This window comes from Bradyrhizobium elkanii USDA 76 (genome assembly GCF_023278185.1).
GTDB lineage: Bacteria > Pseudomonadota > Alphaproteobacteria > Rhizobiales > Xanthobacteraceae > Bradyrhizobium > Bradyrhizobium elkanii.
Genome location: NZ_CP066356.1, coordinates 7,745,371 through 7,760,170 on the forward strand (window position 1 = coordinate 7,745,371; position 14,800 = coordinate 7,760,170).

Here is a 14,800-nt window from a genome sequence, read left to right on the forward strand (position 1 = left end):
TTTCTGCTTCGTGCAACGTTCCAGTGTGTCAAACAGGGGGTAAATGACAATGGACCAGATGCTATCCAAGTTTCAGCCGGTGGCACTCAGCCTGTTCCGGTTCATCACCGGACTGCTGCTGTTTCAGTTCGGCGTCGCCAAGCTTTTGAAGTTCCCGCCCGGGACAATGTTCGAGAAGGTCGAACTGTTCTCGTTGATCGGAGCCGCCGGCGCGCTCGAGTTGGTCCTGGGCGGGCTGCTGATGATCGGCCTGTTTTCACGGATCGTGGCCTTCATCCTGGCGGGTGAAATGGCTTTCGCCTACTTCATCGGCCACTTCCCGAAAGGCTTCTATCCGCTGCTCAACAACGGCAGTCTGGCGATCGCGTTCTGCTTTGCCTGCCTCTACCTTGCGACCTCGGGTCCAGGTCCGATCAGCGTCGACGCTGCGATGGGGAAGAGGTAACGGACAACATCGTCATTGCGAGCGAAGCGAAGCAATCCACCTCACTGCAAGCGGGAGCATGGATTGCTTCGTCGCTTCAGCGCAAAATTGCTTCGCAATTTTGTCGCGAGCTCCTCGCAATGACGATTGAATGCGGACTCAGCCGACCGCCTTCAATCCCAGCGGCACCGCGGCCTCGTATTTCGAATTGTGCAGCACCAGCGACGTCCTGACGTTGCGCACATGCGGCGCGGCCGTCAGGTGGGTGACGAAATCCTGGAATGTCGCCATGTCGGGCGCGACGCATTTGAGGATGAAATCGACTTCACCCGACAGCATCCAGCATTCCCGCACCAGCGGCTCGGCGCGCACGAAATTCTCGAAGGCGCGGAGGTCGGCGTCGGCTTGGCTCGACAGATGCACCGAGGCGAACACCGTGACGTCGTAGCCGAGGCGGCGCGGATCGAGCAGGCCGCGGTATCCCTGGATGTAGCCTTCCTCCTCCAGCGCCCGGACCCTGCGCAGGCAGGGCGGCGGCGAGATACCGACGCGTTTGGCCAGTTCCACATTGGTGATTCGGCCATCGGCCTGGATCTCGGCGAGGATTTTGAGGTCGATCTCGTCAAGGTTCTTCGACACGCGACTACAGTTCCCTAGGGGTTTGGATGGCTTGGCAGGTCCGCCGGCAACTCTCATAGCGCAGCCAGCCGGCACTGCGCAATTTTATTGCGCGTGCAGCGCACGATTTCGCGAATGTGACCTTCAGTTCCGGGGAAAAATCGCTGCCATGGATTGCAAATCTTGCATAGCTTGCCAGATATCCTAGACTTGGATTTGACACTTTTAGCACCGCCGTGACCCGCCTCCGGGGTGCTTCCCACACAAGTCCCCGTCAAAGTCCCCAGAAGAGAGGGATCAGCTAATGCCCGCGCCTGTCCACGCCAAGGTCGTCATCATCGGGTCCGGCCCCGCCGGCTACACCGCAGCGATCTACGCGGCACGCGCGATGCTCGAGCCGGTGCTGATCCAGGGCATCCAGCCGGGCGGGCAACTCACCATCACCACCGACGTCGAGAACTATCCCGGCTTCGCCGATGTGATCCAGGGCCCCTGGCTGATGGAGCAGATGGAGAAGCAGGCGGCCCATGTCGGCACCAAGATCGTCACCGATCTCGTCAACAAGCTGGAACTCGGCCAGCGCCCGTTTCGCCTGACCTGCGATTCCGGCGACGTCTATCTCGCCGAGACCGTGATCCTCGCCACCGGTGCCCAGGCGCGCTGGCTCGGGCTGCCCTCGGAAGCAAAGTTCCAGGGCGGCGGCGTGTCGGCCTGCGCGACCTGCGATGGCTTTTTCTACCGCGGCAAGGACGTTGTGGTGGTCGGCGGCGGCAACACCGCCGTCGAGGAAGCGCTGTACCTGACCAATCACGCCTCCCAGGTCACCATCGTGCATCGCCGCGATCATTTTCGCGCCGAGCGCATCCTGCAGGAGCGGCTGTTCAAGAATCCCAAGATCAAGGTGGTGTGGGATTCGGCGATCGACGAGATCTGCGGATCGGAGAACCCGAACAAGGTCACCCATGTGCGGCTGAGGAACGTCAAGACCGGCGCGCTCACGAACCTCAAAACCGACGGCGTCTTCATCGCGATCGGCCATGCGCCGGCGACGGAGCTCGTCAAAGGCCAGATCAAGCTGAAACCGTCGGGCTATGTCGAGGTGGCGCCGAACTCCACCGCGACCTCGATGCCCGGCCTGTTCGCCGCGGGCGACGTGGCGGATGAAACCTTCCGGCAGGCGGTCACCGCCGCCGGCCTCGGCTGCATGGCTGCGCTCGAGGCGGAACGCTTCCTGGCTCTTCGCGCGAGCGATCGCGCAGCGGCGGAATAATCATGGCACGATCTCGCGACGGATTTACGGATATGGATTGGGACAAGCTGAAGGTCTTTCACGCAGCGGCGGAGGCAGGCAGCTTCACACATGCCGGCGAACAGCTTGGCCTGTCGCAATCGGCGGTCTCCCGCCAGGTCAGCGCGCTGGAGCAGGAGCTCTCGGTGTCGCTGTTTCACCGCCACGCCCGCGGCCTGATCCTCACCGAACAGGGCGACCTCCTGTTCCGCACCGCGCATGACGTGTTCATGCAGCTGCAGGCGGCCCGCGCAAAGCTCACCGACAGCCGCGAGCGGCCGAGCGGCGACCTCAAGATCACGACGCCGCCGGCGCTCGGCATCAACTGGCTGATCCCGCGGCTCGACGAGTTCACCGCGCTCTATCCCGACATCCGGATCTCGCTGATCGTCACTGACGAGGATCTCGACCTCTCGATGCGCGAGGCCGACGTCGCGATCCGCACCCGCAAGCCGACCCAGCCGGACCTGATCCAGCGCAAGCTGTTCTCGATCGGCTTCCATGCCTATTGCTCGCCGGAATATATCAAGCGCTTCGGCACGCCGCGCACGCTCGATGATCTTGACTCGCATCGCATCATCATGCTCGGCGACTCACAGGTGCCGGCACATCTGCAGAACCGCAGCTGGCTGATCGATGCCGGCCGCAACGGCTCCGGTCCGCGCGAGCCCTACTTCAAGGTCAACAACATCCTTGGCCTTGTGCGCGCCTGCCAGCAGGGCCTCGGCATCGCCGCGCTGCCGGACTATCTGGTCGAACAGAACAACCTCGTGCAGCTGTTCGGCGAGTCCGACTCGATCGCGCTCGACACCTACTTCGTCTATCCGGAAGAGCTGAAGACGGTGGCCCGAGTGCAAGTGTTTCGCGACTTCGTGGTCAGCAAAGCGCAGCGCTGGCCGTCCTGATTAAGCCCGCCTTATAGGACTAGTTTATAGGGCTATCGGTGCTGCCCCCGGTCTCCGCATGACTGACATGCGACCTGGATAGTTGCTGCATGGCACAGATGGGGATCATAGTGTTTACACGCTGAGCGTTCGCGTCGCGCATATGTCCCCCTCCTCCAGTGGCGCGGAAGTTCAGTAATCCCTCTTGGAAGGTGATTGTGTCGGCCTCACGTGGCCAATACCTTAAGCCGGGCTCACTCGAGCCCGGCTTTTTTTCATCGCTGTGCCTCTTCACCTCCGTGTCATGCGCAAAACGCGCCGCACGCGCCGATCAGCATGCGCATTGACAACAACCTCGCAGCGCAACATCATTGTCCCATGATCACGACTTCGTGCGCCGTTCTGTCGTCGAAAAAAGCTCCCCTCCCGGGGACACGAGATCGCGCGCGATAAGATCACCTTCGCATTCAACCGATCCCGAAACCCCGCCGCCTGGACGGGGTTTTTTGTTGGTCCCGTCTCCGGCCTTGCCTTCTTGAGGAGATGGAACATGACCGATCTACACCAGCAATTGCAGGGCCTCTGGCTGCCCCTGATCACGCCATTCCGTAACGGCGAGCTCGACGTCACGTCGCTGCGGCGTCTCGTACGGCACTACGCCAATGGCCCCGTCGACGGGTTCATTCTCGGCGCAACCTCCGGCGAGGGCATGGCGCTCAGCATGGACGAGCTGGAGGGGCTGGTGAGCGTCGTGCTCGACGAGCTCAGTGCCAGCTCCCGCCATTTGCCGGTCTGTCTCGGGCTCTCCGGCGCCTCGACCGCCCGGATGAAGGAAGCGCTGGACGACACGGCCGACTGGCCGATCAACGGCTATTTGATCGCCAGCCCCTATTATATCAGGCCCTCGCAGCGCGGGCTCGTGCAGCACTTCAACGCGCTCGCCGATCACGCGTCGTGGCCGATCGTGCTTTACAACATTCCCTATCGCACGGCGGTAAACCTGACCAACGAAACGCTGCTGGCGCTCGCGGACCATCCGAACATCGTCGGCATGAAGGATTGCTGCGCCGACCGCGCGCAGTCGATCGACTTCCTCAACCGCCGGCCGGCCGGCTTCCGCGTGCTGACCGGCGAGGATGCACAGACCTTCGATGCGCTCTCGGACGGCGCCGACGGCGCAATCCTGCTGTCCGCACATCTGGAAACAAACACCTTCGCTGCGATCCGCACGCTGCTGCAGCAGGGCCAGCGCGACGCGGCGCTGGCCGCCTGGCAGAGCGTCGTCGGCCTGACGCGGCTGTTGTTCGCCGAACCGAGCCCTGCGCCGGCCAAGCACTGGCTGTGGCGGCAGGGGTTGATCGACAGCCCCGAGGTGCGGCTGCCGATGGTCGCGGTGAGCGAAGATCTCGCAACCTGGCTCGACGCCGAGATGGAACGCCGCGCGCAGTTGCTGCTGCCGGCGTGAATGCCCCGGCCATACTCTGCTCCCTCGCCCCGGTCTTGCGGGGAGAGGGTTGGGGTGAGGGGCTGCTTCCGCGCAAACGGCGAGAGATAGACTCGTGGAGAGTCCCCCTCACCCGGATCGCATCTTGCGATGGGACATAGCCGAAGCTCTGCTTCGGCGTCCTTAGCCACGGCCGCCGGAGGCGGCCTATGCCTCTCCCCGCAAGCGGGGCGAGGTAAGAAAGCTCAATCCAGCTTCACCCGCGAGAGCCTGAGCGCATTACCGATCACGCTCACCGAGGACAGCGCCATCGCGGCGGCGCCGACCATCGGCGACAGCAGGATGCCGAACAGCGGATACAGCACGCCGGCCGCGATCGGCACGCCGGCCGCATTGTAGACGAACGCGAACGCCAGGTTCTGGCGGATGTTGCGCATGGTCGCGACCGACAGCCGCCGCGCGCGCACGAGGCCCATCAGGTCGCCGGTCAAAAGCGTGATGCCGGCGCTCTCGATCGCGACGTCGGTGCCGCCGCCCATCGCGATGCCGACATCGGCAGCGGCGAGCGCCGGCGCGTCATTGACGCCGTCGCCTGCCATTGCGACGGTGCGCCCCTCGCCGCGCAGCCGCTGCACGACCTCGCTCTTGCGCTCCGGCAGAACGCCGGCCTCGACCTCGTCGATGCCGAGCGTCTTTGCCACCGCCCGCGCGGTGGTCTCATTGTCGCCGGTCAACATCACGATGCGCAGGCCCTCGGCACGCAGCGCCTGCAGCGCGCTCGTCGCGGACGGCTTGACCGGATCGGCAATCGCGATCACCCCGGCGATGCGGCCATCGACCGCGACATAGATCGCCGTCGCGCCGTCCCGCCGCGCGGCCTCGGCCGCCTCGTCGAGCGCTGCCGTCGCGATCTTCAGTTCGGCCATCAGCACCGCGTTGCCGAGCGCAACCTGCCTGCCTTCGACCGTGCCGGTCGCACCCTTGCCGGAGGGCGAGGCAAAATTGCTGACGACGGCGGATGCAAGCTTGCGCTCCCTGGCAGCGGCGATGATCGCCTGCGCCAGCGGATGCTCGCTGCCCTGCTCGACACTGGCGGCAATGCGCAGCAGATCGCTCTCGTCGAACCCTGCGGCGGCAATGACGCGCACGACCTTCGGCTTGCCCTCGGTGAGCGTGCCGGTCTTGTCGATGACGAGCGTATCGATCGCCTCCATCCGCTCGAGCGCCTGCGCGTCGCGGATCAGGATGCCGGAATGCGCGCCGCGGCCGACACCGACCATGATCGACATCGGCGTCGCCAATCCCAGCGCGCACGGGCAGGCGATGATCAGCACCGTGACGGCGGCGACCAGCGCGAAGGTCAGGCGCGGCTCGGGGCCGAACAGCGTCCAGGCGATGAAGGCGAGCACGGCGGCGGCGATCACCGCCGGCACGAACCAGCCGGCGACACGATCGGCCAGCCGCTGGATCGGCGCGCGTGAGCGCTGCGCCTTCGCCACCATGTCGACGATCCGCGACAGCATGGTGTCGCGGCCGATCTTCTCGGCGCGCATCACGAGGCCGCCGCTCTGGTTGACCGTGCCGCCGATCACCCTCTCGCCTTCGGCCTTCGCGACCGGCATCGACTCGCCGGTAACCATGGACTCGTCAATGACCGCACTGCCCTCGACGACGACGCCGTCGACCGGAACCTTCTCGCCCGGCCGCACGCGCAGGCGGTCGCCGACCTTGATCGCGTCGATGTCGATGTCCTCGTCGCCATGCTCGGTGACACGCCGCGCGGTCTTGGGCGCGAGGCCGAGCAGCGCGCGGATCGCGCCCGAGGTCTGCGCGCGGGCGCGCAATTCCAGCACCTGGCCGAGCAGCACCAGCACCGTGATCACGGCCGCCGCCTCGAAATACACCGCGACCGCGCCGTGCATGTCGCGGAACGCAGGCGGGAACAGCTGCGGCGCCAGCGTCGCGACCACGCTGTAGACATAGGCGACGCCCGTGCCCATCGCGATCAGCGTGAACATGTTGAGATTGCGGGTGACCAGCGACTGCCAGCCGCGCACGAAGAACGGCGCACCGGCCCACAGCACGACCGGCGTCGCCAGCACGAGTGAGATCCAGTTCGACCAGCCCTGTGGCACCAGATGCATCAGCCCGAGATGGCTGCCCATCTCGAGCACGAACACCGGCAAGGTCAGCGCGAGGCCGATCCAGAATCGCCGCGTCATGTCGATCAGTTCAGGATCCGGTCCGTCGTCGAGCGAGACCTGCTCGGGCTCCAGCGCCATGCCGCAGATCGGGCAGCTGCCGGGGCCGACCTGACGCACCTCGGGATGCATCGGGCAGGTGTAGATGGTGCCCGCGGGCGCCGGCGGTTCGGGTTCACGCGGCTTGAGGAATTTCTCCGGCTCGGCCTCGAAGCGCTCGCGGCAGCGGCCGCTGCAGAACAGGTACTCCTCGCCCTTGTAGCTGAAGCGATGCTTGGCGGTCGTCGGGTTGACCTTCATGCCGCAGACCGGATCGATCGCGAACGCCGCCTCGGCCGGCGTCGTGTCGTGATCATGCTTGCCGCCGCAGCAGGAATGCGCGGCCGCGCCGTTGTGGTGATGATTCGCGTGCGAATGGTCGTGCTTTGCGTGTGCCACGAAACTCTTCCCGGCCGCTAACCCGGCCTCTTGATTTGTATACCCTAGGGGGGTATATGAGGCCTATGAGAGACGAGGTCAAGACATCCTGCTTAAAACGGCTCAAACGGATCGAAGGTCAGATCCGCGGGTTGGCCGCCATGGTCGAGGACGACCGCTATTGCATCGACGTGGTGACGCAGATCGCGGCCGCGCGCGCGGCACTGCGCCGCGTCGAGGAAGAGGTCCTGCGCGATCATGTGGCGCATTGCGTCGAGCATGCGATCTCGTCCGGCGACAAGGCCGACCAGCGGCGCAAGATCGCCGAGCTGATGGACGTGATCGGGCGTGCGGATAGATGAGGTGTAGCCGTTGCCACGGCGCGCTCACTGCTTTCGACGGAGTCGAGAGCAGCACCGCACATTCGGTGTCGTCCCGGCGAAGGCCGGGACCCAACCACAGGGAGTGGTTGTTTGTGCGAGCTGGGGCCCCGGCGTGCTTCATAACCGCAGCCGGTGGTTATGGGTCCCGGCCTTCGCCGGGACGACGTTGGGGAGAGATCGCGCTCAGGTATTGAATCTGAAATGCATGACGTCGCCGTCGGCGACGACATACTCCTTGCCTTCAAGCCGCAGCTTGCCGGCGTCGCGCGCGCCGGCTTCGCCGTTGCCGGCGATGTAATCGGCATAGGCGATGGTCTCGGCGCGGATGAAGCCCTTCTCGAAATCGGTATGGATCACGCCGGCGGCGGCAGGCGCCTTGGTGCCGCGGTCGATGGTCCAGGCGCGCGCTTCCTTCGGGCCGACGGTGAAATAGGTGATGAGATCGAGCAACCGGTAGCCGGCGCGGATCAGCCGATCGAGCCCGGCCTCTTCCAGACCCAGCGTCTCCAGGAAGTCGGTGCGCTCTTCACGCGACAGCGTCGCGATTTCGGATTCGATCTTGGCCGAGATCACGACCGCGACCGCGCCCTCCTCCTTGGCGCGCTCGAACACCGCCTTGGAGAAGTTGTTGCCGTCCTTGGCCGAGCCTTCCTCGACGTTGCAGACATAGAGCACGGGCTTCGAGGTCAGGAGCCCGAGCATGCGGAACGCTCGCTCCTCCTCCGGCTTGCGCTCGAGCGCGCGCGCCGGCTTGCCGTCGCGCAGCAGCACCAGGGCGCGGTTGACGAGCTCGAGCTGCTCCTTGGCTTCCTTGTCGTTGCCCTTGGCCTTCTTCGAGAGGTTGTCGACGCGCTTCTCCAGGCTGTCGAGGTCGGACAGCATCAGCTCGGTCTCGATGGTCTCGATGTCGGCGAGCGGCGCGATCTTGCCCTCGACATGGGTGATGTCGGAATCCTCGAAGCAGCGCACCACATGGGCGATGGCGTCGACCTCGCGGATGTTGGCGAGGAACTGGTTGCCGAGACCTTCGCCCTGCGACGCGCCGCGGACGAGGCCCGCGATGTCGACGAAGGTCAGCCGCGTCGGAATGATCTGCGCCGACTTCGCGACCGCCGCGAGCTTCTCCAGCCGCGGATCCGGTACCGCGACCTCGCCGACATTCGGCTCGATGGTGCAGAACGGATAGTTCGCCGCCTGGGCGGCCGCCGTCTCGGTCAGCGCATTGAACAGCGTCGACTTGCCGACGTTAGGCAGCCCGACGATCCCGCATTTGAATCCCATGTCTTCCTCAACATTCTCTGATCCGGCATGGCCGGGCTCGTCCCGGCCATCCACGTCTTACCGTGCACGCGGCAAGTAAGACGTGGATGCCCGGCACAAGGCCGGGCATGACGACAAGGGAATCAAGACGGCTTCTCGCCGCCGTCCTCACCCTTGTCGAAAAACCCCTTGGCCTGCATCGTCAGATGCACCTTGTTGGCGAACGACGCGTCGTGCCCGGTCGCCAGCAGGCCGGCATTGTCGGCGACGGCCTGGCACAAGGCCTCCACCCACGCCCGGTCGCTCTTGGCGAAGTCCGACAGCACGTGGCTGTGCACGAGCTCCTTGACGCCGGGATGACCGATCCCGAGCCGCACCCGCCGATACTCGTTGCCGATATGCGCGGAGATCGAGCGCAGCCCGTTATGGCCGGCGATCCCGCCGCCGATCTTGACCCGCACCTTGGCGGGCGGCAGTTCGAGCTCGTCCTGGAACACGGTGATGTCGGAGGGCGCGAGCTTGAAGAAGTTCGCCGCTTCCTGCACCGCGCGCCCGGACTCGTTCATGTAGGTGGTCGGCTTCAGCAGCACGACCTTCTCACGATCGACGACGCCCTCGGAGGTCTCACCCTGAAAGCGACGGCGCCATGGTGCGAAACCATGACGCCGTGCAATCTCATCGACCGCCAGGAAACCGATATTGTGCCGGTTGCTGGCGTATTTCGCGCCGGGATTACCGAGACCGACAAAAAGGCGCATGGCGCGGCATCCCGCGTCGGCGCGCCATCAGACGATCGCGCGCCGACCTGATCGATTACTTCTTCTTGTCGCCACCGGCGGGAGCCTTGGCACCCGCGGCCGGAGCCGCAGCACCCGCAGCCGGAGCCGCCGCAGCGGCCGGAGCTGCAGCACCCGCGGCCGGAGCAGCGCCACCGGCAGCCGCCGCAGCCGCGGCCTTCTGCTCTTCGGCGTAGCCGGACGGCGGCACGATGGTGACCAGGGTTGCGTCCTCGCGGGTCAGCGACTTCACGCCCGTGGGCAGCTTGACGTCGGAGAGATGCAGCGAGTAGCTGATCTCCAGCGCGCCGACGTCGGCCTCGATGTATTGCGGAATGTTGTCGACCGAGCACTCGAGATCGAGCGCGTGGGTGACGATGTTCACGGTGCCGCCGCGCTTGACGCCCGGCGAACTTTCACCGTTCACGATGTGAAGCGGCACGCTGACGCGGATGGTGGCTCCTTCGCCGAGCCGCATGAAGTCGACATGGAGCGGGAAGTCCTTCACCGGATCGAGGTGGTAGTCGCGCGGAATCACGCGATGCTTCTTGCCCTCGAGATCGATGTCGAACAGCGTGGTGAGGAACCGGCCCGCCAGGATGCGCTGGCGCAGTTCACGATCGTCGACCGAGATGGTCACCGGGGGCTGGTTGTCTCCGTAGATCACTCCGGGAACTCTCCCGGCGCGACGCTCTGCCCGGGCGGCCCCCTTGCCGCTCTTCGGACGCGCGGTCGCCTTCAATTCCTTGACGGTCGCCATAGCGTTAAGTCCTTGTATTTAAAAAGTTAAAGGCCGCAGCGCGGCCCATGCTCAGGTCCACAGCAAGCCTCCAGGGGTGCGGGGGCCGCGGACGTGGCGGGCTTTTAGCCCCAAAGGGCCGAAATGACAAGGAAATGAAGGGATTTTTCTTGATGCCCCAAGACGGGGCGTAGCCCGGATGGAGCGAAGCGCAATCCGGGGCCGGCCCCGCGGAGGCAGTGGTCCCGGATTTCGCTTTGCTCCATCCGGGCTACATGCCGTTTCAGCCGGCCGAACCGCCGAGCTTGGCCTCCAGCGCGGCGACCCTCGCCTTCAGCGCCTCGTTCTCCTCGCGCGCCAGGCGGGCCATGTCCTTGACCGCGTCGAACTCCTCGCGCTTGACCACGTCGAGGTCGCGCAGGATCCGTTCCGCCTGGTTGCGCATGACCGTGTCGACCTCGCGCTTGACGCCCTGGGCAGCGCCCGCGGCATCGTTCATCAGACGGCCGATCTCATCGAAAAACCGGTTGCTGGTCTGGGTCATCTCGCAAAACTCTCCGCGTTCACTGGCCTCGCGCCCAAGACAATGGCGATCTCAGCCATCCGGTTCAAGTCCGCCGCGAATGGCAGGCCTCCCGAGGCTTGCCTTGTCATGCTCCGGTTTCCTTGCAATCGTATGAACTCACAACAGAAATCGCACACATAACGCGAGCAGAAACGCCATGATCGAAGAGACCGTCGAGATCCCGACCAAGGACGGCAAGACCACCACCTTCATCACCCATCCCGAGCGCGGCGGCCCTTTCCCTGTCGTCATCTTCTACATGGACGCGCCGGCGATCCGCGAGGAGCTGCGCGACATGGCGCGCCGGCTCGGCACGTCGGGCTATTATGTGATGCTGCCCAATATGTATTACCGCGCCGGCGTGATGGAGCTCGGCCCGATCAATCCCGATCCGGAATCGCCCGAGCGCAAGCGCATGTTCGAGCTGATGCACTCGCTCAACATTCCGCTGGTCATGGAAGACACCAAAGGCCTGCTCGCCTATGCCGAGACGCAGAAGGCCGCGAACACCAGCATCATCGGCACTGTCGGCTATTGCATGAGCGGCCGCTATGCGGTGAACGCGGCGACGCATTTCGGCGATCGCGTCAAGGCCGCCGCCTCGGTCTACGGCACCCATCTGGCGACCGACCAGCCCGACAGTCCGCATCTTGCCGCGCAAAAGACCAAGGCCGAACTCTATTTCGCCTGCGCCGAGACCGATATCTACGCGCCACAGGAAATCATCGAGCAGGTGAAGGCCGGCATGAAGGGATCGAACAACGAGGTGGAGATCTATCCCGGCACGCATCACGGCTTTGCGTTCCCCAAGCGTCCGGTCTATGACCGCGACGCCGCCGAACGTCACTGGGAGCGGCTGCTGGCGCTTTACCGCCGCAACCTCGTGAGCTGAGTCTCAAGACGCACGATGCCGTTCCTGCTGATCGACTTTCCGGTGTTCAATCCCGTCGCGCTCTCGCTCGGCCCGATCGTGATCCGCTGGTATGCGCTGGCCTACATCGTCGGCATCGTGCTGGGCTGGATCTACGCCCGCTCGCTGATCAAGAAGGAACGGCTGTGGGGCGGCCCGGCGCCGATCACGCTGCCGCAGCTCGACGATTTCATCCTCTGGGTCACCATCGGCATCATCGTCGGCGGCCGCACCGGCTATGTGCTGTTCTACAATTTGCCCTTCTTCATCGCGCATCCGGCCGAAATCCTGGAATTGTGGAAGGGCGGCATGTCGTTCCACGGCGGCTTCCTCGGCTGCGTCGCAGCGGTGATGCTGTTTGCCCGCCGCAACAACATCCCGATCCTGTCGCTCGGCGATATCACCACCGCGGTCGCGCCGATCGGGCTGTTCCTCGGCCGGCTCGCCAATTTCATCAACAGCGAATTGTGGGGCCGTCACGCCGATCCGAGCCTGCCCTGGGCCATGATCTTCCCCAATGGCGGGCCGCTGCCGCGGCATCCGAGCCAGCTCTACGAGGCCGGGCTTGAAGGCATCGTGCTGTTTGCGGCGTTGGCCGTCATGATCCGGATGGGCGCGCTCAAGCGTCCCGGCCTGATCCTCGGCAGCTTCATTGCGATCTACGGCGTTGCCCGAATCATCGGCGAGCACTTCAGGGAGCCCGACCCGCAGCTCGGCTTCCTGTGGGGCGGATTAACCATGGGCATGCTGCTGTCGGTGCCAATGATCATCGTGGGCGTTATCCTTATCACGGCCGCCGTCCGCCGCAGGGCGAGCGGTCCGGCGCCGAGTTCAACCTGAACAAGTTCAATCCAAAGCAAGTGCAATCCAAGGAAGGCCGTGAGCGAACCCTCCCCGCTGCTGGATGAGATCAGGAAGCTGATCAAGCTGTCCGGGCCGATGCCGGTCTGGCGCTACATGGAATTGTGTCTGATGCATCCGCGGTACGGCTACTATTTGTCGCGCGATCCGCTCGGCCGCGAGGGCGACTTCACCACGTCGCCCGAGGTCAGCCAGATGTTCGGCGAACTGCTCGGGCTGTGGAGCGCCTCGATCTGGCGCGCGATCGGCTCGCCGGAGACGCTCCGCCTGATCGAGCTCGGCCCCGGCCGCGGCACCATGATGGCGGACGCGCTGCGCGCGCTGCGCGTGCTGCCGCCGCTGTACCAGTCGCTCAGCATCCACCTCGTCGAGGTCAATCCGGTGCTGCGCGAGAAGCAGTACGCGACGCTGGCGGGCGTGCGCAACATCACCTGGCACGACAACATCGACGACGTGCCGGAGGGACCGGCGGTGATCCTCGCCAACGAATATTTCGACGTGCTGCCGATCCACCAGATGGTCCACCGCGAGACCGGCTGGCACGAGCGCACGGTCGGGATGGATGCCAACGGCAACCTGTATTTCGCTCCCGCCCCCGAGCCCGTGCCACATTTCGAGGTGCTGCTGCCGCCGCTGGTGCGCGCCGCCCCGCTCGGCGCAGTGTTCGAATGGCGGCCCGACAACGAGATCATGAAGCTGGCGACGCGGCTGCGCGACCAGGACGGCGCCGCGCTGATCATCGATTACGGCCATCTGCGCAGCGACGCCGGCGACACCTTCCAGGCGATCGCGCGCCACAGCTTCGCCGACCCGCTGAAGAACCCGGGACAGGCCGATGTGACCGCGCATGTCGATTTCCAGGCCCTGGGGCGGGCCGCCGAGGATGTCGGCGCGCGCGTCCACGGACCGGCGACGCAGGGCGACTTCCTCAAGCGCCTCGGCGTCGAGGCCCGTGCGGCCGGGCTGATGGCGAAAGCAAGCCCCGAAGTCTCCGCCGACATTGCCGGCGCGCTGAAGCGGCTGACCGATTCCGGGCGCGGCGGGATGGGCTCGATGTTCAAGGTCATGGCCATCTCCGACCCGCGCCTCACCTCGATCGCCGGATTGAGCGATCAGCCTGACGAGACCGAACAATGACATTGGGATCACCGCTGCTGTCGGCCATTCCGGGCCTGCGCCATGCCTTCTTCTCGCGCGAGGGCGGCGTGTCGGAGGGCATCTATGCCGCGCTGAATGGCGGGCTCGGCTCGCGCGACGATCCGGCCAAGGTCGCGGAAAACCGGCGGCGGATGGCGGAGCAGCTCGGCGTGCCGCTCGATCACCTCGTCAGCGTGCATCAGGTTCACTCGCCTGACGTCGTGGTCGTGACCGGTCCATGGAACGGCGCCGCGCGCCCGAAGGCGGACGCGCTCGTCACCCGCAGCGAGGGCCTTGCGATTTCGGTCACGACGGCCGACTGCGGCCCGATCCTGTTCGTCGATCCCAATGCGCGGGTGATCGGCGCGGCGCATGCCGGCTGGAAGGGCGCGCTGACCGGCGTGCTGGAATCGACCATCGACGCGATGGAGAAGCTCGGCGCCGAGCGCGGCGGCATCGTCGCCGCCATCGGCCCGCTGATCCGCAAGGAGTCCTACGAGGTCGGCAACGAATTCGTCGAACGCTTCATCGAGGCCGATGCGGAGAACGGCATGTTCTTCATGCCCGCCGAACGCGACGGACACGCGATGTTCGATCTTGCCGGCTTCATCCGCATGCGGCTGGAAAATGCCGGCGTGCTGATGATCGACGATCTCGGCATCGACACCTATTCCGACGAGCGCTGCTTCAGCTACCGCCGCTCCGTGCACCGCAAGGAAGCCGATTACGGCCGGCTCGTTCACGCCATCGCGCTGGAAAGCTGACGCCGGGCATCCAGGGCGTTTTCCCGCGAATTGGATACCGGTTCGCGGTGAGGAAACGCGTCAGAATAAAATCGGGCGATTTTTGTGCGACAAGCGGCTTGACTCTCCACCTGCTGGAGACCGGACAAG

The 14,800-nt window shown here is 65.1% G+C and carries 15 protein-coding genes; 9 read left to right on the forward strand and 6 right to left on the reverse strand.

The window, feature by feature from the left end:
* The first annotated feature begins 49 nt into the window (after positions 1 to 49).
* Positions 50 to 445, forward strand: coding sequence for a DoxX family protein (locus JEY66_RS36645; RefSeq protein WP_016845096.1), 396 nt, complete (start codon positions 50 to 52; stop codon positions 443 to 445).
* Between the two features lie 138 nt (positions 446 to 583).
* Here JEY66_RS36645 and JEY66_RS36650 read toward each other — a convergent pair whose 3' ends face one another.
* Positions 584 to 1,063, reverse strand: coding sequence for an Lrp/AsnC family transcriptional regulator (locus JEY66_RS36650; protein ID WP_016845095.1), 480 nt, complete (start codon positions 1,061 to 1,063; stop codon positions 584 to 586).
* Between the two features lie 283 nt (positions 1,064 to 1,346).
* Here JEY66_RS36650 and trxB point away from each other — a divergent pair, with 283 nt between their 5' ends.
* The 3 genes from trxB to dapA all read left to right on the forward strand — a co-directional run bounded on the left by trxB (position 1,347) and on the right by dapA (position 4,679).
* On the forward strand, positions 1,347 to 2,312 hold the full coding sequence (trxB, locus tag JEY66_RS36655; protein ID WP_016845094.1) for a thioredoxin-disulfide reductase: 966 nt from the start codon (positions 1,347 to 1,349) through the stop codon (positions 2,310 to 2,312).
* A gap of 2 nt (positions 2,313 to 2,314) precedes the next feature.
* On the forward strand, positions 2,315 to 3,235 hold the full coding sequence (locus JEY66_RS36660) for a LysR family transcriptional regulator (protein WP_026192264.1): 921 nt from the start codon (positions 2,315 to 2,317) through the stop codon (positions 3,233 to 3,235).
* Between the two features lie 529 nt (positions 3,236 to 3,764).
* On the forward strand, positions 3,765 to 4,679 hold the full coding sequence (dapA, locus tag JEY66_RS36665) for a 4-hydroxy-tetrahydrodipicolinate synthase (protein ID WP_016845092.1): 915 nt from the start codon (positions 3,765 to 3,767) through the stop codon (positions 4,677 to 4,679).
* Between the two features lie 224 nt (positions 4,680 to 4,903).
* On the opposite strand, the gene JEY66_RS36670 is transcribed toward dapA, so the two are convergent.
* The gene (locus JEY66_RS36670) at positions 4,904 to 7,297 is read right to left on the reverse strand and encodes a heavy metal translocating P-type ATPase (protein ID WP_016845091.1); all 2,394 of its coding nucleotides are present in this window, start codon (positions 7,295 to 7,297) and stop codon (positions 4,904 to 4,906) included.
* A 65-nt stretch (positions 7,298 to 7,362) separates the two neighbouring features.
* On the opposite strand from JEY66_RS36670, the gene JEY66_RS36675 reads away from it, so the two are divergent.
* The gene (locus tag JEY66_RS36675; RefSeq protein ID WP_018269815.1) at positions 7,363 to 7,638 is read left to right on the forward strand and encodes a metal-sensitive transcriptional regulator; all 276 of its coding nucleotides are present in this window, start codon (positions 7,363 to 7,365) and stop codon (positions 7,636 to 7,638) included.
* Between the two features lie 204 nt (positions 7,639 to 7,842).
* Here the strand turns inward: JEY66_RS36675 and ychF are convergent, their stop codons facing one another.
* The 4 genes from ychF to JEY66_RS36695 form a co-directional block, all read right to left on the reverse strand.
* A complete protein-coding gene (gene ychF / locus JEY66_RS36680) occupies positions 7,843 to 8,940 on the reverse strand; it encodes a redox-regulated ATPase YchF (RefSeq protein ID WP_018269814.1) in 1,098 nt (365 codons plus the stop codon).
* A 122-nt stretch (positions 8,941 to 9,062) separates the two neighbouring features.
* Positions 9,063 to 9,677 carry an aminoacyl-tRNA hydrolase gene (gene pth / locus JEY66_RS36685; protein WP_018269813.1) on the reverse strand — a complete coding sequence of 205 codons (615 nt, stop codon included), beginning with the start codon at positions 9,675 to 9,677 and terminating at the stop codon, positions 9,063 to 9,065.
* 55 nt (positions 9,678 to 9,732) lie between these two features.
* The gene (locus JEY66_RS36690) at positions 9,733 to 10,455 is read right to left on the reverse strand and encodes a 50S ribosomal protein L25/general stress protein Ctc (protein ID WP_018269812.1); all 723 of its coding nucleotides are present in this window, start codon (positions 10,453 to 10,455) and stop codon (positions 9,733 to 9,735) included.
* Between the two features lie 262 nt (positions 10,456 to 10,717).
* Positions 10,718 to 10,978 carry an accessory factor UbiK family protein gene (locus JEY66_RS36695; protein ID WP_016844503.1) on the reverse strand — a complete coding sequence of 87 codons (261 nt, stop codon included), beginning with the start codon at positions 10,976 to 10,978 and terminating at the stop codon, positions 10,718 to 10,720.
* Between the two features lie 178 nt (positions 10,979 to 11,156).
* On the opposite strand from JEY66_RS36695, the gene JEY66_RS36700 reads away from it, so the two are divergent.
* From JEY66_RS36700 to pgeF, 4 genes are all read left to right on the forward strand, one after another.
* Positions 11,157 to 11,891, forward strand: coding sequence for a dienelactone hydrolase family protein (locus JEY66_RS36700; RefSeq protein ID WP_018269811.1), 735 nt, complete (start codon positions 11,157 to 11,159; stop codon positions 11,889 to 11,891).
* Between the two features lie 15 nt (positions 11,892 to 11,906).
* The gene (gene lgt / locus JEY66_RS36705; protein ID WP_018269810.1) at positions 11,907 to 12,749 is read left to right on the forward strand and encodes a prolipoprotein diacylglyceryl transferase; all 843 of its coding nucleotides are present in this window, start codon (positions 11,907 to 11,909) and stop codon (positions 12,747 to 12,749) included.
* Positions 12,750 to 12,848: 99 nt separating this feature from the next.
* Entirely contained in the window at positions 12,849 to 13,907 is a 1,059-nt protein-coding gene (locus tag JEY66_RS36710) for a class I SAM-dependent methyltransferase (RefSeq protein WP_050999499.1), read from the forward strand.
* Positions 13,904 to 14,671, forward strand: a complete 768-nt coding sequence (gene pgeF / locus JEY66_RS36715; RefSeq protein ID WP_016844498.1) for a peptidoglycan editing factor PgeF — start codon at positions 13,904 to 13,906, stop codon at positions 14,669 to 14,671. Before JEY66_RS36710 ends, pgeF begins: the two co-directional genes overlap by 4 nt.
* Positions 14,672 to 14,800 lie beyond the last annotated feature (129 nt).

Bases quoted from the DNA above. Each gene is read 5' to 3' on its own strand.
- dapA (WP_016845092.1), top strand. From the start codon at position 3,765: ATGACCGATCTACACCAGCAATTGCAGGGCCTCTGGCTGCCCCTGATC.
- JEY66_RS36710 (WP_050999499.1), top strand. From the start codon at position 12,849: ATGCCGGTCTGGCGCTACATGGAATTGTGTCTGATGCATCCGCGGTAC.
- JEY66_RS36700 (WP_018269811.1), top strand. From the start codon at position 11,157: ATGATCGAAGAGACCGTCGAGATCCCGACCAAGGACGGCAAGACCACC.
- ychF (WP_018269814.1), bottom strand. From the start codon at position 8,940: ATGGGATTCAAATGCGGGATCGTCGGGCTGCCTAACGTCGGCAAGTCG.
- JEY66_RS36690 (WP_018269812.1), bottom strand. From the start codon at position 10,455: ATGGCGACCGTCAAGGAATTGAAGGCGACCGCGCGTCCGAAGAGCGGC.
- JEY66_RS36645 (WP_016845096.1), top strand. From the start codon at position 50: ATGGACCAGATGCTATCCAAGTTTCAGCCGGTGGCACTCAGCCTGTTC.
- JEY66_RS36695 (WP_016844503.1), bottom strand. From the start codon at position 10,978: ATGACCCAGACCAGCAACCGGTTTTTCGATGAGATCGGCCGTCTGATG.
- pgeF (WP_016844498.1), top strand. From the start codon at position 13,904: ATGACATTGGGATCACCGCTGCTGTCGGCCATTCCGGGCCTGCGCCAT.
- trxB (WP_016845094.1), top strand. From the start codon at position 1,347: ATGCCCGCGCCTGTCCACGCCAAGGTCGTCATCATCGGGTCCGGCCCC.
- JEY66_RS36660 (WP_026192264.1), top strand. From the start codon at position 2,315: ATGGCACGATCTCGCGACGGATTTACGGATATGGATTGGGACAAGCTG.
- lgt (WP_018269810.1), top strand. From the start codon at position 11,907: ATGCCGTTCCTGCTGATCGACTTTCCGGTGTTCAATCCCGTCGCGCTC.
- pth (WP_018269813.1), bottom strand. From the start codon at position 9,677: ATGCGCCTTTTTGTCGGTCTCGGTAATCCCGGCGCGAAATACGCCAGC.
- JEY66_RS36675 (WP_018269815.1), top strand. From the start codon at position 7,363: ATGAGAGACGAGGTCAAGACATCCTGCTTAAAACGGCTCAAACGGATC.